The 25,882-nt window shown below is 72.4% G+C and carries 21 protein-coding genes and 1 tRNA gene; 10 read left to right on the top strand and 12 right to left on the bottom strand.

Annotated features, from left to right (window positions below; genetic code table 11):
* Positions 1-143: 143 nt before the first annotated feature.
* Both C593_RS0103245 and C593_RS0103240 read right to left on the bottom strand, forming a co-directional pair.
* Entirely contained in the window at positions 144-902 is a 759-nt protein-coding gene (locus tag C593_RS0103245; RefSeq protein WP_018845877.1) for an SURF1 family protein, read from the bottom strand.
* Between the two features lie 137 nt (positions 903-1,039).
* Positions 1,040-2,863, bottom strand: a complete 1,824-nt coding sequence (locus tag C593_RS0103240) for a S9 family peptidase (RefSeq protein ID WP_018845876.1) — start codon at positions 2,861-2,863, stop codon at positions 1,040-1,042.
* A gap of 142 nt (positions 2,864-3,005) precedes the next feature.
* On the opposite strand from C593_RS0103240, the gene C593_RS0103235 reads away from it, so the two are divergent.
* On the top strand, positions 3,006-3,461 hold the full coding sequence (locus C593_RS0103235) for a nuclear transport factor 2 family protein (RefSeq protein WP_018845875.1): 456 nt from the start codon (positions 3,006-3,008) through the stop codon (positions 3,459-3,461).
* A gap of 155 nt (positions 3,462-3,616) precedes the next feature.
* Here C593_RS0103235 and C593_RS0103230 read toward each other — a convergent pair whose 3' ends face one another.
* From C593_RS0103230 to C593_RS0103220, 3 genes are all read right to left on the bottom strand, one after another.
* Positions 3,617-8,602 (bottom strand): DNA repair ATPase, encoded by a 4,986-nt coding sequence (locus C593_RS0103230; RefSeq protein WP_018845874.1) that lies wholly within the window; start codon positions 8,600-8,602, stop codon positions 3,617-3,619.
* Positions 8,603-8,884: 282 nt separating this feature from the next.
* Positions 8,885-10,966 carry an SPFH domain-containing protein gene (locus C593_RS0103225; RefSeq protein WP_018845873.1) on the bottom strand — a complete coding sequence of 694 codons (2,082 nt, stop codon included), beginning with the start codon at positions 10,964-10,966 and terminating at the stop codon, positions 8,885-8,887.
* Between the two features lie 341 nt (positions 10,967-11,307).
* On the bottom strand, positions 11,308-11,964 hold the full coding sequence (locus C593_RS0103220; protein WP_026277301.1) for a hypothetical protein: 657 nt from the start codon (positions 11,962-11,964) through the stop codon (positions 11,308-11,310).
* Positions 11,965-12,165: 201 nt separating this feature from the next.
* On the opposite strand from C593_RS0103220, the gene C593_RS0103215 reads away from it, so the two are divergent.
* Entirely contained in the window at positions 12,166-13,221 is a 1,056-nt protein-coding gene (locus C593_RS0103215; RefSeq protein ID WP_018845871.1) for a helix-turn-helix domain-containing protein, read from the top strand.
* 115 nt (positions 13,222-13,336) lie between these two features.
* Here C593_RS0103215 and C593_RS0103210 read toward each other — a convergent pair whose 3' ends face one another.
* Both C593_RS0103210 and C593_RS28730 read right to left on the bottom strand, forming a co-directional pair.
* Positions 13,337-13,912, bottom strand: coding sequence for a TerD family protein (locus C593_RS0103210; protein ID WP_018845870.1), 576 nt, complete (start codon positions 13,910-13,912; stop codon positions 13,337-13,339).
* Between the two features lie 187 nt (positions 13,913-14,099).
* Positions 14,100-14,336 carry a hypothetical protein gene (locus C593_RS28730; RefSeq protein ID WP_158686793.1) on the bottom strand — a complete coding sequence of 79 codons (237 nt, stop codon included), beginning with the start codon at positions 14,334-14,336 and terminating at the stop codon, positions 14,100-14,102.
* Positions 14,337-14,771: 435 nt separating this feature from the next.
* Between C593_RS28730 and C593_RS28725 the strand changes: the two genes are divergently transcribed.
* Both C593_RS28725 and C593_RS32875 read left to right on the top strand, forming a co-directional pair.
* The gene (locus tag C593_RS28725; protein ID WP_051093606.1) at positions 14,772-15,593 is read left to right on the top strand and encodes an MFS transporter; all 822 of its coding nucleotides are present in this window, start codon (positions 14,772-14,774) and stop codon (positions 15,591-15,593) included.
* Positions 15,590-15,742, top strand: a complete 153-nt coding sequence (locus C593_RS32875; RefSeq protein ID WP_018845868.1) for a hypothetical protein — start codon at positions 15,590-15,592, stop codon at positions 15,740-15,742. The genes C593_RS28725 and C593_RS32875 overlap by 4 nt, the downstream gene beginning before the upstream one ends.
* 44 nt (positions 15,743-15,786) lie before the next feature.
* Here the strand turns inward: C593_RS32875 and C593_RS0103190 are convergent.
* Positions 15,787-15,860, bottom strand: a tRNA-Pro gene (locus C593_RS0103190).
* Between the two features lie 89 nt (positions 15,861-15,949).
* Positions 15,950-16,888, bottom strand: a complete 939-nt coding sequence (locus tag C593_RS0103185) for a metallophosphoesterase (RefSeq protein WP_018845867.1) — start codon at positions 16,886-16,888, stop codon at positions 15,950-15,952.
* 104 nt (positions 16,889-16,992) lie between these two features.
* Between C593_RS0103185 and C593_RS0103180 the strand changes: the two genes are divergently transcribed.
* Complete coding sequence (locus C593_RS0103180) at positions 16,993-17,457, top strand: GatB/YqeY domain-containing protein (protein WP_018845866.1); 465 nt, start codon at positions 16,993-16,995, stop codon at positions 17,455-17,457.
* Positions 17,458-17,558: 101 nt separating this feature from the next.
* Here the strand turns inward: C593_RS0103180 and C593_RS0103175 are convergent, their stop codons facing one another.
* Complete coding sequence (locus tag C593_RS0103175; protein WP_018845865.1) at positions 17,559-19,817, bottom strand: transglycosylase domain-containing protein; 2,259 nt, start codon at positions 19,815-19,817, stop codon at positions 17,559-17,561.
* A 631-nt stretch (positions 19,818-20,448) separates the two neighbouring features.
* On the opposite strand from C593_RS0103175, the gene C593_RS0103170 reads away from it, so the two are divergent.
* Positions 20,449-20,793 (top strand): WhiB family transcriptional regulator, encoded by a 345-nt coding sequence (locus C593_RS0103170; RefSeq protein ID WP_018845864.1) that lies wholly within the window; start codon positions 20,449-20,451, stop codon positions 20,791-20,793.
* Positions 20,794-20,858: 65 nt separating this feature from the next.
* Here C593_RS0103170 and bagB read toward each other — a convergent pair whose 3' ends face one another.
* The gene (bagB, locus tag C593_RS0103165) at positions 20,859-22,169 is read right to left on the bottom strand and encodes an ATPase BagB (RefSeq protein ID WP_018845863.1); all 1,311 of its coding nucleotides are present in this window, start codon (positions 22,167-22,169) and stop codon (positions 20,859-20,861) included.
* Positions 22,166-23,128: an ATPase BagA gene (gene bagA / locus C593_RS0103160; protein ID WP_026277300.1), complete on the bottom strand. Its 963-nt coding sequence runs from the start codon at positions 23,126-23,128 to the stop codon at positions 22,166-22,168. Before bagA ends, bagB begins: the two co-directional genes overlap by 4 nt.
* 200 nt (positions 23,129-23,328) lie before the next feature.
* Here bagA and sp36 point away from each other — a divergent pair, with 200 nt between their 5' ends.
* The 4 genes from sp36 (at position 23,329) to C593_RS0103140 (ending at position 25,792) form a co-directional block, all read left to right on the top strand.
* Positions 23,329-23,484, top strand: coding sequence for a Sp36 family protein (sp36, locus tag C593_RS32270; RefSeq protein ID WP_018845861.1), 156 nt, complete (start codon positions 23,329-23,331; stop codon positions 23,482-23,484).
* Positions 23,481-23,951 carry a RidA family protein gene (locus tag C593_RS0103150; RefSeq protein ID WP_018845860.1) on the top strand — a complete coding sequence of 157 codons (471 nt, stop codon included), beginning with the start codon at positions 23,481-23,483 and terminating at the stop codon, positions 23,949-23,951. The genes sp36 and C593_RS0103150 overlap by 4 nt, the downstream gene beginning before the upstream one ends.
* 132 nt (positions 23,952-24,083) lie before the next feature.
* Complete coding sequence (locus C593_RS0103145) at positions 24,084-24,950, top strand: NUDIX hydrolase (protein WP_018845859.1); 867 nt, start codon at positions 24,084-24,086, stop codon at positions 24,948-24,950.
* Positions 24,947-25,792, top strand: a complete 846-nt coding sequence (locus C593_RS0103140) for an MBL fold metallo-hydrolase (RefSeq protein WP_018845858.1) — start codon at positions 24,947-24,949, stop codon at positions 25,790-25,792. The genes C593_RS0103145 and C593_RS0103140 overlap by 4 nt, the downstream gene beginning before the upstream one ends.
* Positions 25,793-25,882 lie beyond the last annotated feature (90 nt).

Genomic DNA, 25,882 nt, shown 5'->3' with positions numbered 1-25,882 from the left:
AGCCCCGCGGGCACGATCTACCGGACGGGCATCCTCCGGCCGGGCGGGACGGACGCCGGACCGCCCCCGCCTCCGGACCGTCCGGCCGCCCGTGTGGGGTCCCGCGTGGGCGTGGCGGGCCCGGGCGGGCGGCCTCAGGTGTCTCAGGCCGCCTCGGGGTCGAGACCCAGTTCCCGGTCCCGCACGGCTTCCGCCTCGCGCCGCACCAGCCGGAACCACATGAAGAGCACGAAGCCCGCGAACACGAACCACTCCCCGGTGTAGCCCAGGTTCTGGAACGCCTTCAGGTCCAGGCCGCTGTTCTGGGGGGCCGCCGCGGGTACGGCGGTCAGCCCGCTGTCCGCCTTCTCCAGGGTGACCCAGGCGTCGTAGACATCGTCCGGGACCAGGTTCACCAGGGAGGCCGCGCTGATCATGCCGAGCTGTCCCCGGGGGAGCCCGCCGGCCGTGTGCGCGCCGTCGGTGCCCGTGGTCTCCGATGCCTGGAGGGCACCGGCCACCGTGACCACCCCGTCCGGCGCGGCCGGGGCGCTGCCGCCCTGAGGGAGCCAGCCCCGCACGACCGGCAGGGCCCGGCCCCCGTCCGTCCGCAGCAGGGTCAGCACATAGGAGCCCGTCCTGCCGTCGAGCTTCCGCCCGGGGACCAGGAACTGCTCCCCGTAGCGCCCGGTCGCCGTCGCCTGCCGCCCGGACGTGTTCTTGTCCACCGGCAGGAGTTCGTCGAGGGGCGCGGGCTTCTCGCGCGCGGCTTCCGCCGGGCGCTGCCCGGCCTCCCGGTGACTTTCGACGCGGTCCTCGAACCGCCCCAGCTGCCACGAGCCCATGAACAGGCAGAACGGGATCGCCAGCGCGACGAAGACGTTGATCCCCCACCAGCGGGGCGTCAGCAGGAAGCGGTACACCCCTCCACGGTACGGAACGGCCCCGACCCCCTTTGTCCCGGGTCCGGTCCGCACCGGTGCCCAGCCGGGTTCCGAGCGGGCCCGACCGGGCACCGGTCCGGGGCCGGGACGGTCCCGGCCCGGCGCCGGTCGCCCCGCTAGTCGGCCCGGCGGCCCAGATGGCGGTCGGCGAAGTCGATCTCCAGTCGCACCTGCTTGATCCGCTCCTCCACCACCAGGGACCCGTGGCCCGCGTCGTACCGGTACACCTCGTGGACCGCTCCCCGGGCCGCCAGCCGGTCCACGTAGTTCTCGACCTGACGGATCGGGCAGCGCGGGTCGTTGACCCCCGCCGATATGTAGACCGGGACCCGGACCTCGTCCACGTACGTCAGCGGGGAGGAGGCGGCGAAGCGCTCCGGGACCTCCCCCGGCGTCCCTCCGAGGAGGGTGCGGTCCATGGCCTTCAGCGCCTCCATCTCGTCGTGGTAGGCCGTGACGTAGTCGGCGACCGGGACCGCCGCCAGGCCCAGCGCCCAGGCTTCCGGCTGGGTGCCGAGTCCGAGCAGGGTCAGATAGCCGCCCCAGGAACCGCCCGCGAGGACCAGCCGCGCCGGGTCCGCCAGACCGGATCCGACCGCCCACTCCCGCACGGCGGCGATGTCCTCCAGCTCGATCAGGCCGACCCGGTGCTTGAGCGCGTCGGTCCACTCCCGCCCGTAGCCCGTGGAGCCGCGGTAGTTGACCCGGACCACCGCGTATCCGTGGTCGACCCAGGCGGCCGGGCCGGCGGCGAACTGGTCGCTGTCGTGCCACGTCGGGCCGCCGTGGATCTCGAACACGGTCGGCAGGGGGCCGCTTGCCCCGGCCGGCCGCTGGACGAGCGCGTGGATGCGGCCGCCGGGGCCGTCCACCCACACGTCCTCCACCGGGACGGAGCGGGGTGCCTTCATCCCCGGCGGGTCGAGGACCACGCCGCCGGAGGTCGAGCGGACCTGCGGCGGCTCGGCCGCCGAGGACCACAGGTACTCCACGCTGCCGTCGGGCCGGGCCGTGGCGCCCGACACCGAGCCCACCGGCGTCGGGACACGCTCCAGCTCCCGCGTCGTGAGGTCGTACCGCCACAGTTCGCCGCGTGCCTCGAAGCTGTGGGCGACCAGCAGCCCGGAGCCGTCCGGGTACCACTCGGCGTTGACGTCGCCGGGGAGGTCGATGGCGAGATCGGTCTCCTCGCCCGTGGCCACGTCCCAGATCATCGGCTCCCAGCGGCCGCGCCGCTGGTGGCCGACGAGGAGCCGGGTGTCTCCGTCCACCGGGGCGAAGCCGAGGACGTCCAAGCCGAGTTCCCGGGTGCCGCCCCGGGTGTCGTCGAGCTCGGCCACGACCGAGCCGTCCAGGCGGAGCACCCGCAGGGCCGCGTGCATGGCGTCCCCGTGCTCGGTGTGCTCGATCGCGAGCAGCGTGCCGTCGTGGGAGAGGTCGCCCACGCCCCCGGACTCCCGGTGCCGGTAGACCACGGACGGCTCCGCACCGGGCCGCACGACGTGGACGGTGGTCCCGTCCTCGTCCGTGGAACGGCCGACCACCGTGGTGCCGTCCCGGCCTATCGCGAGCCCGGCCGAGTACGACGCCGGGAGGCCGGGAACGGCCGGCACGTCCTCGCCGCCGGCGAACGGCTGGCGCATCCAGATGCCGAACTCGTCGCCGTCCGTGTCCGAGAACCACCAGATGCTCTCGCCGTCCGGGGCGAGGGTGCCGTCCGTCGTCCCGTTCGGCCGGTCCGTGACCTGGCGGCGCTCGCCCGTGGCCCGGTCCCATGCGTACAGCTCGTAGGTGCCCGTCGCGTTCGAAACGAACAGGGAGCGGTCGGGGGCGTCCTCCGCCCACTCGGGCAGGGATACACGCGGTGCCCGGAACCGCTTCTCCCAGTCGGGCATGCCGGGCATGTCGGGTGTGGTGTCGGTGTCGTTCATGCCGTCCATCAAACCGGAAACCGCCCCGGTCCATCCGCGCCCTGTGGACAACCGGCCACCTGTGAACAACTCCGTCATCCCTGCTGGGGGCCGCGTGCACAGACCTGTGGACAACCGGGGCGCTGTCGGTGGCCGGGTGCAGACTCACCTCATGACGACAGACGGCTCCCGCACCGAATCCGCGGCCTCCGCGGCCTCCGTGACGGACTCCCTCGTGTCTTCCCTCTCGGCACCGGCCGGCCTCGCCGCGACGGTCGCCGCGCACTGGACCGCGACCGAGGCGCGCGACTGGGCGGCTCTCGCCGCCACCCTCGCCGAGGACCTGGTCTACGAGCTTCCGCAGACCCGGGAACGCATACGCGGCAGGGAGGCGTTCCTGCGCTTCTACCGCGAGTACCCCGGGGACTGGCATGTGTGGGTCGACCGCCTGGTGGCCGACGGGGACCAGGCGGTGACCTGGGTGCATGCCAGGGTCGGCGCCGAGGAAATGCACGCCGTCACCTTCTTCACCGGGGACGCGCAGGGCAGGATCACGGCGATATCCGACTTCTGGCCGGAGCCCTACGAGCCCCCGGCGGGCCGGGAGCACCTGACCGAGCGCTACTGAGCGGACGTGGACCCGGACGCGGACGCGGACGTGGACGTGGACGGGGGCCGGTCGCGGTCGCCGTCGCGGCCGCCGGGTTCGCGGTCGCGGTGGGCGTGGGCCCGGGTCGCGGTGGCCCGGAGCGGCGGAGCGGCCGCCGCCCGACGGGTGAACGGTCACCCGGGGTCGCGGTGGCCCGGAGCGGCGTGGCGCCCCGGGGCCGCGAGCAGATGCCGCGGGTCCGCGGCCCGGGTGATCGCCGTCTCGACCGCGGAGATCCGGTCTGCCAGCAGCCCCAGCGCGGCGACGGCCCTGGTCAGCGGATCGCCCTCCGCACCCCCGAGGGCCTGGGCGCGCACATGGCGCGCCCGGACCTCGGCCCAGCGGGCCTCCTGCTCGGGTGTGAGCGCCGAGCGCAGCTCCGCGAGCTTCAGCAGCGCCGCCTCCGCTCCGCTGGTCAGGGTCTGCGCCTCGCTCGTGTAGTGGTCCTCGACCACGGACGCGAGCTCGGCGTCGTTCATGACCGGGCTGATCCGCTCCACGATCTTGTTCATGTTGCGGTAGGAGCCCTGGAGCAGGAACGGCGGTTCGGTGCGGGTCTCGTCGCTGCGCGCGGCGGAGGCGATGTACGCCTCGTTGACCGCGAGCACGGTACGCCGGGCGGCCACGACATGGCGCAACACGGCCAGGATCCGGTCCAGCTCCGCCGGCGCGTAGGGGTGCTCCAGCCGGTCCGCGCTCGCCGCCGGGTCCCCGGAGGCCAGGCGGACGAGCAGGTCCACGTCGGCCCGGTCCCGGCCCGCCAGGGGAGCCAGTACGGGGTGGGAGGTCAGCGCGTTCTCGACGAAGCTCAGCGCGAACACGTCCTGTTTGCCGGTCAGTACCTCGCCCAGGTTCCATACGTCGGCGCGGTTGGCCAGCATGTCCGGGATCCGGAAGCGCCGACCGGACTCGGTGTAGGGATTGCCCGCCATGCAGACCGCGAAGCGCCTGCCGCGCAGGTCGTAGCTGCGGCTCTCACCGCGCCACACACCCTCCATACGGCGCTGCGCGTCGCACAGCGGGATGAACTTCTGGAGCAGCTCCGGGGAGGTGTGCTGGATGTCGTCCAGGTAGAGCAGGACGTTGCTGCCCGCCTCCAGCGCGAAGTTGATCTTTTCGACCTCCTGGCGGGCGGTGGCGTTCGGCGCCTCGTCCGGATCGAGGGAGGTGACCGAGTGTCCGAGGGCCGGACCGTTGATCTTGACCAGGGCGAGGCCCAGGCGGTCCGCCACGTACTCCATCAGCGTCGTCTTGCCGTAGCCGGGCGGGGAGACGAGGAGCAGGAGGCCGTTGCTGTCGGTGCGCCGGGACTCCCCGGCCGTACCGAGCTGCTTGGCCAGGTTGTCGCCGATGAGGGGCAGATACACCTCGTCGATGAGCCGGGAGCGTACGAAGGACGGCATGACCCGCGGCCGGTGCTCGTCGACGCGCAGCCGGGCGCGTTCCGTCGCCGCCAGGGCGGTGCGACGCTGCCGGTATTCACGGAATCCGGGGGCGACCACGGCGCGGAAGTGCCGTGTCCGTGCCAGGAGTTCGTCGATCCGGACGGTCATCGCGCGTCCCGTGATGCGCGGGTGGTCGCCCAGCAGTCCTTCGACGCGCTCGGTAAGCGGGGCCTCGCACGCGTACCGGGCCAGGTCCGGGCAGAGTTCGAGGGCGGCGGCCTCCGCGAGGTCGCCCGCGTCGATGCCCGGGTCCGTCGCCTGCGCGTACGCGCCCAGCCAGTTGTCGACCACCTGACGGCGGGCGGGCAGGTCGTCGCCGAGGGAGGCCAGGCCGTCCTCGTAGGCGGCCGTGTCGACCGAGCGGCGGAACTTCTCCAGCAGCGTCCGTGCCCCGGCGCCGGTGACGAAACCCTCCGGCCCGCGGGTCAGCTCCTCGAAGAGGTACTCCGCGGCAAGTTCACCACCGCCTCCCATCCGCTCGGCCAGCTCCGCGCGGAACGCGTCGATCGCCGGGGCCAGCCCGAAGGTCTCCCGCGCCCGGGCCAGCGAAACGGCCCGCCGGGTCCATGCGGTGCGCCCGGCCTCGTCGGTGTCATGCGCCCAGAACAGCTGGGCGGCCGCCCGGGCCCGCGGCGGGTAGCGCAGCAGCCCGGCGTCTTCCCGCAGGCGCAGCAGCGCCCGGAGGATCAGGGTCGCGTCGTGGTCGTGCACACCCCGCTCGTAGCCCTCGTCGTACGCCGCCTCCGCCGCGCGGCGCACCAGGTCGCCGAGGCCCGCCGCTCCCTCCAGCGCCTCCGCGCCGTGCTCGTCCAGCAGCCGGGCGGCCAGGTGCTCGGCCCGGTAGACCTCGGCGTTCTCGGACGGCAGGGACTGCTCCCAGTACGGGCGGGTCGCGGCGTACTCCGGGTCGGCCGTGACCGGAGCCCGGTAGTCGGTGCCGGTCAGCGCGAACACCTGCCCGTCGCCCTGCGGGACGAGGGTCAGCTCGAACGGCTGGGTGTTCACGGTGAACAGATGCCGGCCCAGCCGGATCGCCGAACCCCCGTCGGCGTACAGATCGGTGCGGTCGCGCAGCGCACGCGCGGCCTCCTGCCGGGCGGCCTTCAGCCGGCCGTCCAGCTCCTCCGCCCGCACCGAGTCGCCCAGCTCACGCAGCTGTCCGGCCGTGCGCCGCACTTTGGCGGCCATCGGGTCGGAGGCGAAGAAGGCGTTGACCGCGTCCAGGCCGTCGAGTGTGGCCGCGCGTCGGGCGATCGTCTCCAGCACCCGGCCGGCCGAGGCGGCAAGCCGCTCCGCCCGGGCCGCCCGTGCGTCCTGGAGCGTCTGGCGACGGGCCGTGAACGCCTCGTACACCTCGGTGCGCTTGTCGCCCAGCTCCGCGAGACAGGCGTCGGAGTCGGCGAACCGCGACTCCAGGTCCTCCAGACGCAACAGCAGCGACGCGAGCTGCGTGTCGCAGGCCGCGGGGTCCGTGGCGGCCGTCAGCGCACCCGTCACCGCCTGCCCGAGCAGAGCCAGTTCGGCCGTGAACTCGGCCCGGCCCTCCCGGGCGACCAGCTCCCGGCGGCGGGCGTCCAGCACCGCGCGGGCCCGGTTCACCCCGGCCAGCACCTCGGCGGTCCGCTCCAGAACCGCCGTCCGCACCACCGCGTCGCCGAACTCCAGACCGGCGACCACCGCGGTCACCGTGCGCAGCCCCTCCTCCAGGCCGTCCAGCCGCTGGGCGACGGGCCCCGCCCCTGCGGCGGTCGCCACCTCCTCCGCCTCACCGGCCAGCTCCGCGATCTCGTCGTGGTAGCCGGTGAAGGCGTCCTCCCGCGCCAGATACGCCATGGCGCGCTGGGCGAACGAGGCGATGTCCGCGTCCGTCTCCGCCGCCAGGGCGTCGATGCGGTCCGTGTCGGCGTACCGCATCTCCTTGAGTGTGATCAGCTCGCCCTGGGCGCGGCGCAGGCCCGTCAGCCCCTCGACCCACGCGCCGGCCGTGCGCGGGGTCTCGCCCCGCAGCCGCCGCACCAGCGAGGCGATCCGCTCAGCCGAGGCGTCCAGCGCTCCGGCGGCCCGCGCGGTCAGCTCCCGCACCGTCTCGAACTCCGCGACCACCTGGGCGGCCGTCTCCCGCATGGCGTCCAGCGGGGTGCGCAGGTCACCCGTGCCCGCGTCGGAGAGCCAGTGGTAGGCGTCGCCCGCCCGTGCACAGGCCGCCAGAAGGGCCTGGTACACCTCGGTCGTCGGTGTCGTCCCGGACACCGAACGGGCCAGCGAGAGGCAGTCCGAGATCCCCCGCACCAGGTCCGCGTTGCCGATCCGCGCGAGCGGCCCCTCCCCGGCCGGCCGTGCGGCCGCGTAGGTGTCGGAGACGTACGGCGACTCCCAGAGCTGCACCGGGTGCACCCGGGCGGGCTTGTCCTCCCGGGCGCGCAGCACCAGCAGCCGGCCGTCCTCGAAGAGGGCGTACCCGGAGCCGGTCAGCGGGGTGGACACGCCCTTGCCGATCACGTTGTACGGCAGCAGCAGAAGGCGTCCCTGGGCGGGCGACCGGAACGCGTACAGCACGTCCTCGCCGTTGGGGGAGCGTACGGTCCGCTCGTGGACCAGCGAGGCGAGTAGCTCCGGGTCGAGGTCGAAGGTGCGGGCCGATCCCGTCGAGGCGAGGCAGTAGCCGCCAGGGAAGACGATGCCCTGGTCGTCCGGCAGCCGCAGGCACGCCCGGCCGATCCCGTCGAGCCGGCTGACCTCGCGGGTGGTGGTGGCGAAGACGAAGTGCCGGTCGCGCGTCTCCTTGTAGGGGCGGACGCGCAGCAGGATCAGCGGCCCGACGCGCGCGTGCGCCACCTCGGCGTCGGCCAGCGACTGCAGGGGCTCGTCGACAGGTTCGGAGTGGATGCCCTCGGCGGTCTCCGTGTCGTCGGAGGTCTTCAGGGTCAGCGAACCGCCCACGGTCGAGACGAACAGCTCGCCGCCGACGGAGACATGGGGGTGCCGGCCGAGGACGTGGTCCTCGCGGGTCGCGGCCGTCCACTCGATGTCGTGCGAGGGCGGGAAGACATGGTCGCGCTCCCCTCGGGCATCGAGGAACCGGGCCGAGACCGGGCCCCCGGCGGGCGTCTCCAGGGCCCAGCGGAGCACCCGGATGTCGCCCGTCCGGTCGGTGCCGTGGCCGTCGGACGGGCCGCGGCCGCCGCCGGGCCCGGTCCGGAACACCGCCAGCAGCTTCCCGTCCAGCACCCGCAACTGGAGCAGCTGGGCGTCCCGGTAGTAGCGGTGCAGCGCCTCGAACTCCTGCCGGAACGCTGGGTCGTCGAGCAGCCCGGGCACGGTCTCCTCGGGCAGCCGCTCCAGCGAGGCGTCGTGCAGGGTGAGCACATCGGCGACGGAGACCTCCCCGGCCGAGGTGGCGCCGGCGGTCGCGCGGAAGCCGAACAGCAGATACGGCCCGACGGCCGCGATGTCCTGCGGCAGCCCGGGATGCTCGGTGCGCAGGCTCTCCGTCCCCGCGAGCCGCAGCTCCATGGAGCCGAAGGTCTCGATGCGGCGCTCGTTCAGCTCCCCGGCGCGCCGGGCGAGTTCCGCGGCCTGGGCCTCGAGCCGGTCACGCAGCACCTCGTACGCTCCGGACTCCTCCCGGGAGCCGGTGGACCGCGCGTCGGCGGGACGGGTGGTGGGCGTGGTCATCTGATGTGCTCGCTTCCTGTCCTGCGCTCGCGTCCTTCGGACCTGGTTCCGGGCCTGGTTTCCAAACCTGGTCCGGGCCTGGTTCCGGGCGGTCCCGGCTGTTTCCGGACCTGGCTCCGGTCCTGGTTCCGGGCGGGCGGGCCTGCTCCCGGGCCGGTCGTGGAACCCGCGGCTCGACCCGTCTGGGACCGGGGCCGGGCCCACGGTTCTGTGGGCCCGGCCCGGAGGGAGGCCCCGATGCTGCTCACCCCCGTCGGGCAGCACCGGGGCCGGGGCGCGCCGTCAGGACGACGGCGTGCCGTTCAGGGGGGCCTGCCCGACGGCCGGGGACCGGCCGGTCAGGTCCGTGAGGGACAGGTCGGAGAGGCCGAGACGGTCCACCTCGTTCATCAGCTGCCGCAGCTCCCCCGCGCCGCCTCCGCCGGACCGCATCAGCCGGGTGAGCAGGGCGGACACCGTCAGGTTCTGCACATCGCCCGTGGACACGTTCCCGAGCACCGAGGTCAGGTCCTCCGTGAAGCTCGACGAACCGTCCAGCCACGGCTTCGCCAGAGTCTGCGCCGTCTCGGAGTTGCTCACGAAGGCGTCCACGCTCTTGCCGAGCGAGATCGACGACATGATCCGGTCGAAGAAGGCCGACTCACCGCCGACGATGCTGATGTCCGCGTTCTCCAGGCCCGTGGCGAGGACGGTGGCCTGCGCCTCGGCGACCTGGCGCTGCATGTCCAGACCGGCCAGGCGGACGTCCTTCTCCGCCTCCAGCCGCAGGCGGTACTCCTCGTGCCCGCGCGACGCCTCGTCCAGGGCGGCCATCGCGGCCGCCTTCTCGGTCAGACCGGCGGCCTCCGCCTTCAGCTTCTCGCTGATGGCCGCCGCGCTCGCCGCGCCCTGGGCCCGGACGCCCTCCGCCTCGGCGAGCAGCCGGGCCTGGGTGGCCTCGGCCTCCGCGCGGCCCGCGCGCTCGATCGCGTCCGCCTCCTTCTCGCGCACCTGCACGGCCGCGAGTCCCTCGGCGGCCGCCTCGGCCTGGACGCCTTCCGCGAGACGCTGCTTGGCGCGCGCGTCCAGGTCCGCGGACTTCACCCGCGCCTCGGCGAGGGTGATCTCCTCGGCCGCGCGGTGGACCGCCGCCTGCTCGGCGGCCTCCGCCGCCTTGATGTCCTTGACCAGCTTCTCCTGCGCCTCGGCCTCGGCCGCGATAACGATCGCCTGACGCTCCCTCTCGGCCTCCTCCACGGCGCGCAGTCGCTTGATCGACTCCTCCTGCTCGGCGACCGTCCGGTCCACGGCGACCCGCTCCCGGACGACCTCGGCGATCTCCCGGCGCTCCGCCTCGACCTCCTTGTCGGCGGCGATCCTGGTCAGCGCGGTCTCCCGCTCCCGGGCGATGACCTCCAGGAGCCGGTCCTTCTCGATGCGCTCGTTCTCGATGGCGATGACCCGCTCGCGGTTCTTCTCGGCCACGGCCACCTCACGGGCCTGGTTCTCCCGCTGGACGCCCAACTGCTCCTCGGTGCGCAGGAACGCGCTCTGCGCACGCAGCCGCTCCTCCTCGACCACCCGGGCGGTCTCGGCCTCCTCGCGGGCCCGCACGGTGTCGATCTCGCGCCGCTGCTTGATCTCGGCGTCCGCCTGCCGGCGCTCCAGCTCCAGGATCGCCTCGCGGGCGTCCACGTTCTGGCGGGTGATCTCCTTCTCCTCGGTGCGCTGGAACTCGTTGGTGCGCACGTGCTCGACCGCCGTCAGCTCGGTGATCTTCCGGATGCCCTGCGCGTCCAGGACGTTGGACGGGTCCAGCTGCTTGAGCGGGGTCTGCTCCAGGTAGTCGATCGCCGCGTCCTCGAGGCTGTAGCCGTTGAGGTCGGTGCCGATGAGCTGGATGATCCGGTCGCGCAGCTCGTCCCGCTTGGTGTAGAGGTCGGTGAAGTCCATCTGCTTGCCGACCGTCTTCAGCGCCTCGGAGAACTTGGCGTTGAACAGATCCTGCAGCGTCTCCTTGTCGCTCGCCCGCGCGGTGCCGATCGCCTGCGCCACCTTGATGACGTCCTCCACCGTCTTGTTGACGCGGACGAAGAACGAGATCCGGATGTCGGCGCGGATGTTGTCCCGGCAGATCAGGCCGTCGCGGCCGGCGCGGGTGATGTCGATGGTCTTCACCGAGATGTCCATGACCTCGGCCTTGTGGAGCACCGGCAGTACGACCTGCCCGGTGAAGGTGACGTCGACCTTGCGCATCTTGGAGACGATCAGGGCCTTGCCCTGTTCGACCTTGCGGAACAGCCGGGTGACGACGAGCAGCAGGCAGAAGGCGATGAGCAGGACGGCGGCGATGAGCACGCCGATGCCCATGGTGATGGAGTCCATACGAGTCCTCGGAAGTCCTTGGTGAGGTGGGTAGGTTCAGCGGGCGTGGCGCACTGGAGGCGGTCCGGCCGTCCCCGGCCGCCGGTGGACCGGGCTCCGCCGTCTGTCCGTGAGCGCGACCGATCGGGCGGTCGTGGTCACGGACGGGCGGCGGCGCGAGTGCACCGGCGGCCCGGAGTGGGCCGCGCCGCTCGGGCCCCGGGTCCGCGCAGGGCGGACCGGGACGCGCCGCGTCCTGTGGTGGTTGGTCGGTGTTGGTTGCCGGGTTCCGGCTGCTCGGACGGCCGGCGGTGGGCGCCAGGTCCCTGCCGGCAAGCCGTCAGCCGGTCGTCGGTGAGCCGTCAGGCGGCTCTCGGGCGGCCGGAGTCCGGCAGTCCGTCGAGGGCGGAGAACGGCGCGACCCAGAAGAACTCGCCGTCGTCGTCGAACGCGAACAGCAGTCCCGTGGAGCCCGCGACGAGGCCCGGTCCGTCCGGGCCCGGTTTCTCGCCCGGTAGTCGCCGCACCTGGACGACGGCGGTGGAGCCGTCCCCGGCCCGGACCTCGGCCTGGCCGAAGTGCGCGTCCACCCGCCCGGTGCGGATGGTGCACGTCATGCCGATGAAGTCCTGGCGGGACGGCCCGGGTTCCTCGGGGAACAGTCTGGCCAGGCCGCGCACCAGGCGCCGGGTGGCTCTCCAGGGAACGAGCACCGCGGCGGCGAGCACCGCGCAGGCGACGACCGCGTACGGCACCCCTGTGAGGCCGGACCCGCGCAGCAGCAGAGAACCGGTGACGGAGATGGACCAGGCAAGGACGACGAACAGTGACACGGCCACCGTCACCGGGACACCGCCGAGACCGGCGGAGCCGAAGAACGCCGTGTCGGCGTCGGAGTCGAACATGTCCTGCGACGCGCCGCCCGCGGCCACCAGCAGCCAGAAGACCAGGACCACGACGAGAGCGGCACTGAACAGCGCGGTGGGAAAGCCGGCCACGGCCAAGAGGAATTCGTTCACCGTTCCGACCCCCGTTCGCTCATTGCCGCCAAGCGGCACCCGGGGCATCCCCTTGCCTCGGCGCGCTCCCATCGTGTCAGGCAACCGGACTTGCTCGCATTGCCGGATTCCGGCAGTCTTAACGCGCTCCTGATGCCGGATCGGGCCGTCGGACGAAACCCGATACGGCCGCCCGGACGGAGCGGACGGGGGAGGAAGGCAGTGGCGACACCGGAGGCGACGGACACCTACGTCGAGGGGTACGCGGAGATCCTGGCCGAGGTCGGGAAGACCGGACGGCGGCTCACCCGGGACGAGTTGGAGGGGCGCCGGGCACTCGGTGAACAGGCGGCGGAAGCGGGCCGGGGACTCCGCTCCCTGGTGATTGCCCATCTCGCCGCGACCCGGGCCAACTGGCCCGCCACCACGGCCCCGGACAGCGTGCTGGCCGCGGTCGAGCAGGCCGTGGACGCGTTCGCCGGCGGATACGAGCGCGCCCAGCGCCTCGCCGTCCGCAAGGAGGAGGCCGCACGCCGGGAGTTCATCGACGATCTTCTGCACGGCCGGTCCGACCCCGCCCGCATGGCCCAGCGCGCCGAGCGCTTCGGGCTGCGGCTCGCCCACGACCATTCCGTCGGCGTGGCCGAGGGCCCCGAACCCTACGACGACACCCACTTTGTGACGCGCACGGTCGAAGCCGCCCTTTTCGCCCGCTTCGGGGACCGCCGGATCCTGCTCACCACCAAGGACGACCGGTTGATCTGCATCGTCCCGGGCAACCAGGACGACGTCGTCCGCTACTTCGCCAAGCAGGCGTACGCGGCCACCGCCGGCGGCCGGGCCGCGGTCGGACGGCCCCACTCGGGACCCGGCGGCGTGGTCCGCTCCTACGAGGAGGCACTGAAGGCCCTCGACCTGGCGCAGCGCATGGACCTCGACGAGCCTGTCCTCTACGCGGCGGACCTGCTCGTGTACCCCGTCCTTGCCCGGGATCGCGAGGCGATGTCCGACCTCGTACGCAACACACTCGGCCCCTTGCGTGACGCCAGGGGAGGGGCGAGGCCCCTTCTGGACACGCTGCACGCCTACTTCGACGCGGGCTGCGTCTCCGCCCAGGCGGCCCGCCGCCTCAACCTGAGCGTCCGTGCCCTCACTTACCGCCTGGACCGCATCCACCGGCTCACCGGCGCCGACCCGGCGGACCCGCGGCACCGCTTCACTCTCCAGACGGCCGCGATCGGCGCCCGGCTGCTGGACTGGCCGGACAGCGAGCTCTGACACCGGAACGGTTCGTAGCGGCCCGGCCGTTGGCGGCCGGGCCGACGGCTGCCGGCCGGCCACCACCGGCCGACTGCCGTCCGCCGTACGTCAGTGGCTCACTGACATACGTACGTCAGATGTTGACGCCGAAGTCCTGAGCGATACCGCGCAGGCCGGACGCGTAACCCTGGCCCACCGCGCGGAACTTCCACTCCGCACCGCTGCGGTAGAGCTCACCGAAGACCATGGCGGTCTCGGTGGAGGCGTCCTCGGAGAGGTCGTAGCGCGCCAGCTCGGCCCCACCGGCCTGGTTGACGACGCGGATGAAGGCGTTGCGCACCTGGCCGAAGGACTGGCCGCGGCTCTCGCCCTCGTGGATGGAGACCGGGAACACGATCTTGTCGACCTCGGCGGCGACCCCCGCCAGGTTGACCTTGATCTGCTCGTCGTCGCCCTCGCCCTCGCCCGTGAGGTTGTCGCCCGTGTGCTCGACGGAGGCGTCCGGGCTCTTGAGGTTGTTGAAGAAGACGAAGTGCTGGTCGCTGAGGACCTTGCCGTTGGCGTCGACCAGCAGCGCGCTGGCGTCGAGGTCGAAGTCCGTGCCGGTGGTGGTCCGTACGTCCCAGCCCAGACCCACGATGACCGCGGTCAGGCCAGGGGCCTCCTTGCTCAGCGAGACATTGCCGCCCTTGGAAAGGCTGACACCCATCGAAATCCCTGCGCAATCCGGCGCGGGCCACGCCACTTGACGATTTCTTTGCCCAACCGTGCCAACGACCCGCCCCTCGGTCGGGTTCCCGGTCCGCCCGACAATCTCCGCGTTCACCCGTTCGGCGCACGGTATGCGGGGCACCGCCGTGGAGCTCCGGCGGAGCACCGCCCCGGCCCCGCCCGCCCTACTCGCCGGCCTCCGACTCCCGCCGCATGACATGGCCGTCCGCGACCGCCCGCTCGCGCCGCACCTCGCCCAGCTGCTGTTCCAGCGCCACCACTCGCCGCTCAAGGCGCTCGACCTCTGCCCGGGAGAGGTAGGTGGCGTTCTCGTGCCCCGAGTCCCAGCCCTCCCGCCACCCGCGGCGATGAGCCTCCGCGATCTCCTTGTCGTGCTCCGTGGCGTGTGTGCCGCAGGCCACGTCCGACCCTGAGATCCGGATCCGGCACGGGCTCCCTGAACGGGTCGGCCGCCCGCACGTCCGGTACAGATCGTCGATCATGTGTCGTCCCTCCCGGAGAACTGGCCAAGATCTTCCCGTGAACGGCGGAAACGGAGCCGAAAACCGGTCAGCGGCCCGGGGGTGCTCCAGAGGTCCCTCCATCGGGGACCCGCCCCGTCACATCCGGACCCTCCCCGTCCCCGGACCCGCCCCGAAGCCGTTCCGGCACCCCGGACCACTCGACGAGAGTGGCTGAATGTGGTCAAAGCTCAGGTACAGGAGTTCGGGGTGCACATCGGCAGTATCGATCCGCCTGCCCGCCGGGTACCGCTGCGGCCTCGACCGGGCGCCGCGACAGTGGCTGCGCGGCCGCCCCGGTGCGAGTCGCGGACGGAACCGACGGAAGGGCGCCGCATGGCCGACGGCTCCGGAGCCCTTACGAGAAGAGGGGCCTTCGCGTCGGTCGCGGTGGCGCTCCTCTCCGTCCAGGCCGACTTCTTCGCCCTGCACCTCGCGATCCCCGGCATCAGCCGGGAACTCGACGTGTCGACATCGGTGGCGCAGTGGACCCTCTCGGCCTACATGCTGGCCGTCGGGTGCTTCTTCATCGTCGGCGGCCGTGCCGGTGACGTGTTCGGACGACGGCGCCTACTGCTGTTCGGCATCGGTCTCTTCGTCCTCGGCTCGGTGGGCTGCGCGCTGGCGCCCGACATCTCCCTCCTCGTCGCCGCCCGTATCGTTCAGGGGATCGGCGCGGGATTTGTCCCCGTCTCGGTATCCGTCATCAGCAACGTCTTCCCCGAGGGCGAACGGGCCCGGGTGCTGGGGGCCGCGTTCGGTGTCGCGAACATCGGCACGGCACTCGGGCAGTGGGTCGGCGGTGGTTTCACGGAAGGTCCCGGCTGGCGCTGGATCTTCTGGCTGCTCGGGCCGCTCGCCGCGCTGTCACTGCTCCTCGCCCTCCTCTACGTACCGGACTCGCGCGACCCCTCCGCTCCGCGCCGGCTCGACCTGGCCGGCTGCCTCACCCTGGTCGTGGCCCTCGCCTCCGTGACGCTGGCCGTCGAACGCGGCAGCGCCTGGGGCTGGGACTCGGCTGGACGTTCTCCAGCGTCGCCACACAGCAGGTCGTCCCACCCGCCCGCGCGGGTGAGGCGTCCGGGGTCCTGCTCACGTTCCTCGTCACCCTGGGCGCCATCGCCCTGGCCGCAGCGGCGGCCACCATCGCGTCCATGACCCCGGAACACCCTCCCGAGCAGGTCTACGACGCCGTCCTCCAAGTGGGCGGCGCCGTGGTCCTCACCGCCTCGGCGATCGTCACCCTCGTCAGCCGCCGGCTGGTCGCGCGCGAGGCGGCCGACGCGGGCCGCGCACAGAACAGGTGAGGCACCTACGAAAAATCGTAGGTGCCTCACCTGATGTCTCACTGTCGGGGTGGCGGGATTTGAACCCACGACCTCTTCGTCCCGAACGAAGCGCGCTACCAAGCTGCGCCACACCCCGATGCCGCCCGCTGTCTCGGCGACGTCGTTTACTTTAGCCCACCCGCGCCCGGAGGCGAAATCCGGTTTCGGGTGGGGTGACGGGCCTGGTCAGGGGCGGGGGACCAGGGTCAGGAGGGTGGCCTCAGGGGGGCAGGCGAAGCGGACCGGGGTGTAGCGGTTGGTGCCGCAGCCGGCCGAGACGTGGAGGTAGGCGGTGCTGCCCTCCGCGGTGTGCCGGGAGAGGCCCTTCACGCGGTCCGTGTCCAGGTCGCAGTTGGTGACGAGGGCGCCGTAGAAGGGGATGCAGAGCTGCCCGCCGTGGGTGTGGCCCGCGAGGATCAGGGGGTAGCCGTCGGCGGTGAAGGCGTCCAGGCTGCGCAGGTACGGCGCGTGCACCACGGCGAGGGACAGGTCCGCGTCCTTCTCGGGGCCGCCGGCCACCAGGTCGTAGCGGTCCCGCTTGATGTGCGGGTCGTCGAGGCCGGTGAACGCGAGTTCGTAGCCGTCCAGCTTCAGCCGGCCGCGCGTGTTGGTGAGGTCCAGCCAGCCGGCGGCGTCGAAGCCGTCGCGGATCTCCTCCCACGGGTTGTGGACGGCGCCGACCGCGGGCGGGTTGCCGTTGAGGCCGTGGCGGCCCTGGACCTTCTCCAGGAGGTAGCGCGCCGGGTTGCGCAGCTTCGGGCCGTAGTAGTCGTTGGAGCCGAAGACATAGACCCCCGGGTACTCCAGCAGGGGCCCGAGGGCGTCCATGACCTCGGGAACGCCCTCCGGGTCGGAGAGGTTGTCACCCGTGTTGACCACGAAGTCGGGGCGCAGCCCGGCCAGGGACTGCAGCCAGGCGCGCTTCTTGCGCTGGCCGCTCACCATGTGGATGTCGGAGACCTGGAGGACGCGCAGGGGCCGCATGCCGCGCGGCAGGACCGGCACCGTGATCCGGCGGAGCCGGAAGGAGCGGGCCTCGAACCCGGCGGCGTAGGCGAGACCGGCCGCGCCGACTGCCGTGATTCCTGCGGTGATTTTCAGGGGGGTCCCGTAGCGTGCGCGCATGCGTCCATCGTCGCAGACCCGCCGGGTACGGGGGAGCGGTGGCCTCGCGGGCCGCGGCCGAATTGGCGGGCGTCGGGCACCCGGCACCTGACACACTTGTCCGTATGACCACGCTCAAGTCCAAGCTGCAGGAAGACCTCACCGAGGCGATCAGGGCGCGCGACGAACTGCGTTCCTCGACGCTCCGTCTGACCCTCGCCGCGATCACCAAGGAGGAGGTCTCGGGCAGGACGGCCCGTGAACTCTCCGACGACGAGGTGCAGAAGGTGATTGCCAAGGAGGCGAAGAAGCGCCGCGAGGCGGCCGACGCCTTCGCCCAGGGCGGCCGCGCCGAGCAGGCCGAGCGGGAGAAGGCGGAGGGCGTGATCCTCGACGCCTACCTGCCGCAGCAGCTCACGGACGACGAGCTCCACGGGATCGTGGCGGGGGCCGTCGAGGAGGCCAGGGCCGCGGGCGCGGAGGGCCCCCGGGCCATGGGCGCCGTGATGAAGATCGTGAACCCGAAGGTGGCCGGGCGTGCGGAGGGCGGCCGGGTGGCCGCCGCGGTGAAGCGGCTCCTGGCGGGCTGAGGGCGGCCGGGGCCCGGCGGGCGTCGCCCCCGGTACGGCACGAGTGAGGGGGACCCGGTCCGACCGGGTCCCCCTCACTCGTACGCCACTCGTCCCGGCGCCTAGCGCCGGTTGCCGTCGCCCCCGCCGTCCTGCCCGCGGTTGGCGCCGCCGCCGATCAGGTCCGGCGGGATGCTGATCCCGGGGATGGGCCCGTCGCCGGGCTTGTCGTCGCCCCGGTCACGGTCCTCGTCGCCCCGGTCGCGGTCGCGGTCCCGGTCGCGCTTCCTGTCGTCCTTCTCCTTGTCGTTCCCGCGCGGGATGGAGACCGGGTTGAAGCCGGGGGTCTCGGAGGCGTCGAGCGCGCCCGTCATCGCGATCTTCCAGATCGGGCCGGGCAGGCAGCCGCCGCAGACCTTGGGGTAGTACTGACCGCCGATGGTGATGTTGAACATCGACTGCTTCTCGCCGACGTCGTCACCGACCCACACCGCCGTGGAGAGGTTCGGGGTGTAGCCGACGAACCAGGCGTCCTTGCGGTCGTTGGTGGTACCGGTCTTGCCCGCGTTGTCGCGGTCCTGGAGACCGGCCTGGACGCCGGTACCGTCCTCGACCACGCCCTTGAGCATCTGGTTGATCGAGTCGGCGGTCTGCTCGCTCATCGCCTGGGAGCACTGCGAGCCGGGCACCTTGATCCGCTTGCCGTTGGCGTCGGTGACGGTCTCGATCGCGACCGGCGTGCAGTAGGTCCCCCGGTTGGCGAAGGTGGCGTAGACAGCCGCCATGTCGAGCGGGGTGCTCTCCTGGCCGCCCAGGGTGATCGAGGGAAGTTCCTTGAGCTTCTTGCCCAACTCCCGCTCGTAGCCCATCTTCCGGGCCAGCTCGACCGTCTCGCAGAGACCGGCCATCTGCTCCAGCTTGGCGAAGTAGGTGTTGATGGACTTGCCGAGCGCGCTGCTCATGTCCCAGGTGCCGGCCTCGGACTGCAGCTCGTTCTGAAGGGGCCACTGCCCGCCACCGGCCGGGCCCCCGTCACACGTGCGGTAGGAGGCCATCGGGACGGAGATCTTCCAGGGACTGGAGAAGGTCTGGGCCGGGCTGATGCCCTTCTCCAGTGCCGCCGCCGCCGTGATCGGCTTGAAGGTCGAGCCGACCTGGAAGCCGTACGTCGTGCCGCCCATCCTGCCGCCGACCGAGAGGTTGAGCACCGTCTCGTGCTGCTTCTGGTCCAGGCCGTAGGGACGGGACTGGCCCATGGAGAGGATCTTGCCGGTGCCCGGCTGCACCTGGACCACGGCGGCCGCGACGCCGTCGGTCTTGTTGACCTTGGCGGTGGCGGCCTCGTTGGCCGCGGCCTGGGCGCGCGGGCTCAGGGTGGTCCGGATGGTCAGGCCGCCCAGGTTCCAGAGCTTGGAGCGCTCCTCCTCCGTCTTGCCGAAGACGGGGTCGTTGAGAATCGTCTTGCGGACGTAGTCGCAGAAGAAACCGGAGCCCTTGACGGCGGTGATGCAGCCGTTCTTGGGCTTGCTGACCTTGAGCGCGATCGGCGTCGCCTTGGCCTTGTCCGCCTCCTCCTGGGAGATGTCGTGAACGTCGGCCATGCGCTGCAGCACGATGTTGCGGCGCTTGGTGGCTTCCTCGGTGTCGTTGACCGGGTCGAAGCGGCTCGGCGACTGGACGAGGCCGGCCAGCAGGGCCGCCTCCTCCAGCTTGAGGTCCTTGGCGCTCTTGGAGAAGTACCGCTGGGACGCGGCCTCCACCCCGTACGCCTGCTGCCCGAAGAACGTGATGTTGAGGTAGTTCTCCAGGATCTTCTTCTTGCCGAGTTCCTCTTCGACCTGGATCGCGTACTTCAGCTCGCGGATCTTGCGGCCGAGCGTCTGCTGGGTGGCCTCGGCGACCTTCTCGGGGTCGTCGCCGGCCTCCTCGACGAAGACGTTCTTCACGTACTGCTGGGTCAGTGTGGAGGCGCCCTCGGACACCCCGCCCGCCTGCGCGTTCTTGTTGAGCGCGCGGAGCACGCCCTTGAGGTCCACGGCGCCGTGCTCGTAGAAGCGGGCGTCCTCGATCGCGACGATCGCCTTCTGCATGGTCGGCGCGATGTCCTTGAGGGGGACCACGGTGCGGTCGCGGGAGTAGACCGTGGCGATCTGCCCGCCCTCGCTGTCGAGGATCGTGGTGCGCTGACTCAGCGGCGGGGTCTTGAGATTCGAGGGGATCTCGTCGAATCCCTCGACCGTCCCCTTGGCCGCGAGCCCCAGCGCACCGGCGGCGGGCAGGGCGATGCCCGCCAGCACCGCTCCGGCGAGCACGCTGACACCGAGGAACTTGGCGGCCTGCTGGGTCCCGGTCAGACCGCCGCCCGAGCGCTTGTTTGGCATGGGTGCAGCCTAATCAATCGCGGGGAGCGTTCCGCAGGAGCGGGTGCCTCTCGGGGCGTTCGAGTACCAGACCGTGACATCCGGGAGCGGCCGACCGCCGGCCCGGCAGCGAAGCCGAAGCCGACCGCCTCCGCGAAGTGTTCCGCACGTCACCCGTGTCTGCGGCCCGAAGTCCGCGTGCCCTGGATTGCACCACTCGCGAACTCCCGAGCTCGTCGTACAGCCGACGGCGCGGTAAATCGGGGCGCGGACGTATGCATTCGCCGGACAGGCGCAAAGGCATTGGCCTAAGCTGCTCTCAACTGTCACAGCAGTGCGGTTTCGCCTCACATCGCCGACAGACTCCGCTGTACCCGAATCCGGCGGAGTCATGTCCGAATGCGTCACTGGCGTCCCTGAAGTCCCCGCCGGCGCAGGTGAAATGACGAGTATGTCTGCATTGTGGCGGTATGTCCGCAGGTCACTCCCCTGGGTGATCTGCCGCGTACGCATAGTCCGTTCGGGCCATTCAAGATTGGGCCCCGCGGGGGTGTTGCGCTGTTCCAGCCTTCCGTAACGTCCTCAACTGGCAGCGGTGAATATGCCGCTGCCGCCGTGGGGGAGCCTCGATTCGGGAGAGGACGGCACCGGCATGGGCTGGGTTACCGACTGGAGTGCGCAGGCAGCCTGCCGCACGACGGATCCGGATGAACTGTTCGTACAAGGGGCAGCGCAGAACAGGGCCAAGGCGGTGTGCACGGGGTGTCCGGTGCGGACCGAGTGCCTGGCCGACGCGCTCGACAACCGCGTCGAGTTCGGCGTCTGGGGCGGGATGACGGAACGGGAGCGGCGCGCTCTGCTGCGCAGGCGCCCCACCGTCACCTCCTGGCGCCGGCTGCTGGAGACCGCGCGCACCGAGTACGAGCGCGGCGCCGGCATCCTGCCGGTCGGCCTCGACGACGACGAGACGTACGAGGAGTACGCGGCGGCGGGCTGACCCCCGCCTGTACGCCCGTATCCCCGCGGGTGTCGCCGCCCGTGACCCGCAGCGCGCGCTCGGGCTCAGCCCAGCGCGGAGGACGCCTTCGCCAGCCGGTCGCCGATCGCGCGCAGACCGGCGAGGTCGTGGACGTCACCGGGCAGGGCCGGGACCTCGGCGACCGCCACCTCCGGGTGGAGCGCCGTGAAGCGGTCGCGCGTGCGCCGCTCGCGGGCGAGCATCTGCATCCGCTCGGCGTGCAGGCGCAGCAGACCGGCGGTCAGGTGCCGGGTGGCCGGGTCGTCCGTCGCGGGGGCCGGGGCCGCGAACTCGGGGGAGTGGTCCGCGGCCGGGGATTCGGGAGAGACGGACGCGGCGTCACGACCACCAGCATTCCCGTCGCCCTGATCCACAATGCCGGCGTCGTCGAGATTGTCGTCAAGATTTTCGGCGGCCGCGAGCGCCCGCTCCGCGGAGAGCGAGGCCGCCCCGCTGCCGTGCACCCGGTTGAGGACCAGGCCGGCCAGGGGCATGTCCTCGGCCGCCAGCCGTTCCACGAAGTACGCCGCCTCCCGCAGCGCGTCCCGCTCGGGCGCGGCGACCACCACGAAGGCGGTGCCCGGCGCCTGGAGCAGCCGGTACGTGGCGTCCGCCCGGGTGCGGAAACCGCCGAACATCGTGTCCATGGCCGCCACGAAGGTCTGCACGTCCCGCAGGAACTGGCCGCCCAGCAGCTTGCCGAGGGTCCCGGTCATCATCGACATGCCGACGTTGAGGAACTTCATCCCGGCCCGGCCGCCGACCTTCGCCGGGGCCATCAGCACCTTGATGAACGTGCCGTCCAGGAAGGAGCCGAGCCGCCCCGGGGCGTCCAGGAAGTCCAGGGCCGAACGCGAGGGCGGGGTGTCGACGATGATCAGGTCCCACTCGTCCCGCGCGCGGAGCTGGCCCAGCTTCTCCATGGCCATGTACTCCTGCGTGCCGGCGAAACCGGCGGACAGGGACTGGTAGAAGGGGTTCTCCAGGATCGCGCGGGCCCGGTCCGCGTCCGCGTGCGCCTCGACGATCTCGTCGAAGGTGCGCTTCATGTCGAGCATCATCGCGTGGAGTTCGCCCCCGCCGTCCCCGGCCCCGGTTCCGTTCGCGCTCTCGATGCCGGTGACCCGGCGCGGGGTGTTGTCGAGGGAGTCGATGCCCATGGACTGGGCCAGCCGCCGGGCCGGGTCGATGGTCAGGACCACGACCTTCCGGCCCCGTTCGGCGGCGCGTACCCCCAGCGCCGCCGCGGTGGTCGTCTTCCCGACGCCACCCGCACCGCAGCACACGATGATCCGGGTCGCCGGGTCGTCGATCAGGGGATCGACCTCCAGCCGCGCCGCCGTGTCCAGGGTCATGAGCCCGCCCCTTGCTTGCGCAGTTCCGTGGCCAGTTGGTAGAGCCCGGCCAGCTCCACTCCCTCGCTGAGCAGGGGCAGTTCGTACGCGTCGAGCCCCAGCCCGGTCAGCACCCCGCGCTGTGTCCGCTCCAGCTCGACCCGTTGCGCGTGCTCCGCCGCCTGCTCCAGCAGCGGCGGCACCAGCCGGGCCCCGCCCGGGACCCCGGCCGAGGCGAGCGAGGCGGCGATCGCCTTGCGGCGGCCCGCCGAGGCGTCGCGCAGGGCCTCCTCGTCCAGGAGGTGGGGGCGGACCATGTTCACGATCACCTTGCCCAGGGGAAGCTCGGCCGCGCGCAGCTCCGCGACGCCGTCCGCGGTCTCCTGGACGGGCATCTCCTCCAGCAGGGTCACCAGATGGACCGCCGTCTGGGGGGACTTGAGCACCCCCATCACCGCCTGGGCCTGGTTGTGTATCGGACCGATCCGGGCCAGCCCGGCGACCTCGTCGTTCACGTTCAGGAAGCGGGTGATGCGGCCGGTGGGCGGCGCGTCCATGACGACGTAGTCGTAGACGTACCGCCCGCGTTTGTCCCGGCGTCGGACGGCCTCGCACGCCTTGCCGGTCAGCAGTACGTCGCGCACGCCGGGGGCGATCGTGGTGGCGAAGTCGATCGCGCCGAGCTTCTTGAGGGCGCGGCCCGCGGACCCCAGCTTGTAGAACATCTGGAGGTAGTCGAGGAGGGCGCGTTCCGCGTCGATGGCCAGCGCGAACACCTCCCCGCCGCCCGAGGAGACGGCGATCTTGCGTTCCTCGTAGGGCAGCGCCTCCGTCTCGAAGAGCTGGGCGATGCCCTGCCTGCCCTCCACCTCGACGAGGAGGGTCCGCTTCCCCTCGGTCGCGAGGGCGAGCGCGAGAGCGGCGGCCACCGTGGTCTTACCGGTACCACCCTTGCCACTGACGACCTGGAGCCTGCTCACGTATTCGAGCCTAACCAGTGAAGGCATGGCCTACGCACGAGCCCGCCCACCCGCTGTGTCCGGGCGCGCCCCGTGACGCGTTCCCGGACACCCCGTGACGCGTTCCCCGGCGTTCCGGGACGGCACGCGGCACGGGGCGGGGGGCGGGGTGCCCGGGCTGCGTCACCGGCCCTCGGCCCGGGGCGGCTACAGTCGGCACCATGACCAAGTGGGAATACGCGACCGTGCCCCTTCTCGTGCACGCGACGAAGCAGATTCTGGACACCTGGGGCGAGGACGGCTGGGAGCTCGTCCAGGTCGTGCCCGGGCCCAACCCCGAGCAGCTCGTGGCCTACCTGAAGCGGCCCAGGCCGTGAGCGGGGCCGTCGAGAGCCGGCTCGCCGAGCTGGGCCTGACCCTGCCGGCCGTCGTACCGCCCCTCGCCGCCTACCAGCCGGCCGTGGTCTCGGGTGTGTACGTCTACACCGCGGGCCAGCTCCCGATGGTGGACGGCAAGCTTCCGGTGACCGGCAAGGTGGGGGCCGAGGTCACGGCCGAGGAGGCCAAGGACCTGGCGCGGACCTGCGTGCTGAACGCGCTGGCCGCCGTGAAGTCGGTGACCGGAGACCTGGACCGCATCGCGCGGGTCGTGAAGGTCACCGGATTCGTGGCCTCCGCCGCGGACTTCACCGGGCAGCCCGGTGTCCTCAACGGCGCGAGCGAGCTGCTGGGCGAGGTCCTCGGCGACAAGGGCGTGCACGCCCGCAGCGCCGTGGGCGTCGCGGTGCTGCCGCTGGACGCCCCCGTCGAGGTCGAGATCCAGGTCGAACTCGTCCAGGACTGACCCGCCCGGCCCGCCCGGGCCCGATCGCGAGCGATCACACCGAAACGCCCCCGCAGCCGTCCCTCCGGGCCGGGTGCGGGGGCGTTTCGGCCAGCCCTCGAACATCCACGCGGGAACGCATAGCATCCGGCCATGTCCAATGGTCAGTGGTACCCACCGGAATGGCCCGACCGCATCCGCGCCCTCGCGGCCGGCGAGCTCACCCCGGCGGCCCCCAAGCGCGCCGCCACCGTGATGCTGCTGCGCGACGGCGCCGACGGCCCCGCTGTCCACATGCTGCGCCGCCGCACCTCGATGGCCTTCGCCGGCGGCGCCTACGCCTACCCGGGCGGCGGTGTGGACCCCCGCGACGACCGGCCGGTCCGCTGGGCGGGCCCCTCCCTGGAGCGCTGGGCCGAGCGCCTGGGCACCGAGACCACCGCCGTCGCGCAGGCCGTCGTCTGCGCGGCCGTGCGCGAGACCTACGAGGAGGCGGGCGTCCTGCTCGCCGGGCCCACCCCGGAGACCGTCGTCGGCGACACCACCGGCGCCGACTGGGAGGCGGACCGGCGGGCCCTGGTCGACCGGGAGCTGTCCTTCGCGCAGTTCCTGGAGCGCCGGAATCTGGTGCTCCGATCCGATCTGCTCGGCGCCTGGGCCCGCTGGATCACGCCCGAGTTCGAGCCGCGCCGCTACGACACCTGGTTCTTCGTGGCCGCCCTCCCCGAGGGCCAGCGCACCCGCAACGCCTCCACCGAGGCCGACCGCACGGTGTGGATCCGCCCGGCCGATGCGACCGCCGGCTACGACAAGGGCGAGCTGCTGATGATGCCCCCGACGATCGCCACCCTGCGCACCCTGGAGGCGTACCGCAGCGCCGCCGACGCCCTCGCGGGCTCCGCCGCCCGTGACCTCGCGCCCGTCCTGGCGCGGGCGGAACTGGTGGGCGGCGAGGTGGTGCTCAGCTGGCCGGGGCACGAGGAGTTCACCAAGCACGTCCCGGGGGGAGACCCGCGATGACCGACGCCGCGGCCCTGCCCGGCCGGCCCCGCGGAGGGGTGCTCTCCGGGCCGGCCACCACCCGCACGGTCAACGTCCTGGCGCCCAACCCGTCCCCGATGACCCTGGACGGCACCAACACCTGGATCGTCGCGGAACCGGACTCCGGACTGGCCGTGGTCGTGGACCCGGGTCCGCTCCACGAGGAGCACCTGCGGGCCGTGATCGACACCGTCGAGGCCGGGGGCCGGCGGGTCGGCCTCACCCTGCTCACCCACGGCCACGCCGACCACGCGGAGGGCGCGGCCCGCTTCGCCGAGCTGACCGGGACCCGCGTGCGCGCCCTCGACCCGGCCCTGCGGCTCGGCGACGAGGGCCTCGCGGCGGGAGACGTGGTCACCACCGGCGGACTGGAACTGCGGATCGTCCCGACCCCCGGCCACACCGCCGACTCGCTCAGCTTCCACCTCCCCGCCGACCGCGCGGTGCTCACCGGGGACACCGTCCTCGGCCGGGGCACGACGGTCGTCGCGCACCCGGAGGGCCGGCTCGGCGACTACCTCGACTCGCTGCGGCGGCTGCGCTCGCTCACCGTCGACGACGGGGTGGTCACGGTGCTGCCCGGCCACGGGCCCGTCCTGGACGATGCCCAGGGCGCGGTCGAGTTCTACCTCGCCCACCGGGCCGGCCGGCTGGCGCAGGTGGAGACGGCGGTCGAGAACGGGATCACCACCGCTCCCGAGGTCGTCGCCCATGTCTACGCGGACGTGGACCGCTCGCTCTGGCCCGCGGCCGAGCTCTCGGTACGCGCCCAGCTCCAGTACCTGCGCGAGCACGGCCTGATCGACGACGAACGGGCCTGACGCCGGAGCCACCCGCTTCGCCCGGTCCGGGCCGGGCGTGAACCGGCGCCGCCCGGTCCGGGCTGTTCCCGGTGCACGGGAGCTGTGCGG

Source organism: Streptomyces sp. CNT372, assembly GCF_000377145.1.
The sequence above is the reverse complement of the archived record's forward strand: the minus strand, read 5'-3'. Positions and strand labels throughout refer to the sequence as shown.

Coding starts and splice junctions, on each gene's coding strand:
- C593_RS0103240 (WP_018845876.1), bottom strand. CDS start 2,863: ATGGACGGCATGAACGACACCGACACCACACCCGACATGCCCGGCATG.
- C593_RS0103235 (WP_018845875.1), top strand. CDS start 3,006: ATGACGACAGACGGCTCCCGCACCGAATCCGCGGCCTCCGCGGCCTCC.
- C593_RS0103230 (WP_018845874.1), bottom strand. CDS start 8,602: ATGACCACGCCCACCACCCGTCCCGCCGACGCGCGGTCCACCGGCTCC.
- C593_RS0103225 (WP_018845873.1), bottom strand. CDS start 10,966: ATGGACTCCATCACCATGGGCATCGGCGTGCTCATCGCCGCCGTCCTG.
- C593_RS0103210 (WP_018845870.1), bottom strand. CDS start 13,912: ATGGGTGTCAGCCTTTCCAAGGGCGGCAATGTCTCGCTGAGCAAGGAG.
- C593_RS28725 (WP_051093606.1), top strand. CDS start 14,772: ATGGCCGACGGCTCCGGAGCCCTTACGAGAAGAGGGGCCTTCGCGTCG.
- C593_RS32875 (WP_018845868.1), top strand. CDS start 15,590: ATGACCCCGGAACACCCTCCCGAGCAGGTCTACGACGCCGTCCTCCAA.
- C593_RS0103185 (WP_018845867.1), bottom strand. CDS start 16,888: ATGCGCGCACGCTACGGGACCCCCCTGAAAATCACCGCAGGAATCACG.
- C593_RS0103180 (WP_018845866.1), top strand. CDS start 16,993: ATGACCACGCTCAAGTCCAAGCTGCAGGAAGACCTCACCGAGGCGATC.
- C593_RS0103175 (WP_018845865.1), bottom strand. CDS start 19,817: ATGCCAAACAAGCGCTCGGGCGGCGGTCTGACCGGGACCCAGCAGGCC.
- C593_RS0103170 (WP_018845864.1), top strand. CDS start 20,449: ATGGGCTGGGTTACCGACTGGAGTGCGCAGGCAGCCTGCCGCACGACG.
- bagB (WP_018845863.1), bottom strand. CDS start 22,169: ATGACCCTGGACACGGCGGCGCGGCTGGAGGTCGATCCCCTGATCGAC.
- sp36 (WP_018845861.1), top strand. CDS start 23,329: ATGACCAAGTGGGAATACGCGACCGTGCCCCTTCTCGTGCACGCGACG.
- C593_RS0103145 (WP_018845859.1), top strand. CDS start 24,084: ATGTCCAATGGTCAGTGGTACCCACCGGAATGGCCCGACCGCATCCGC.
- C593_RS0103140 (WP_018845858.1), top strand. CDS start 24,947: ATGACCGACGCCGCGGCCCTGCCCGGCCGGCCCCGCGGAGGGGTGCTC.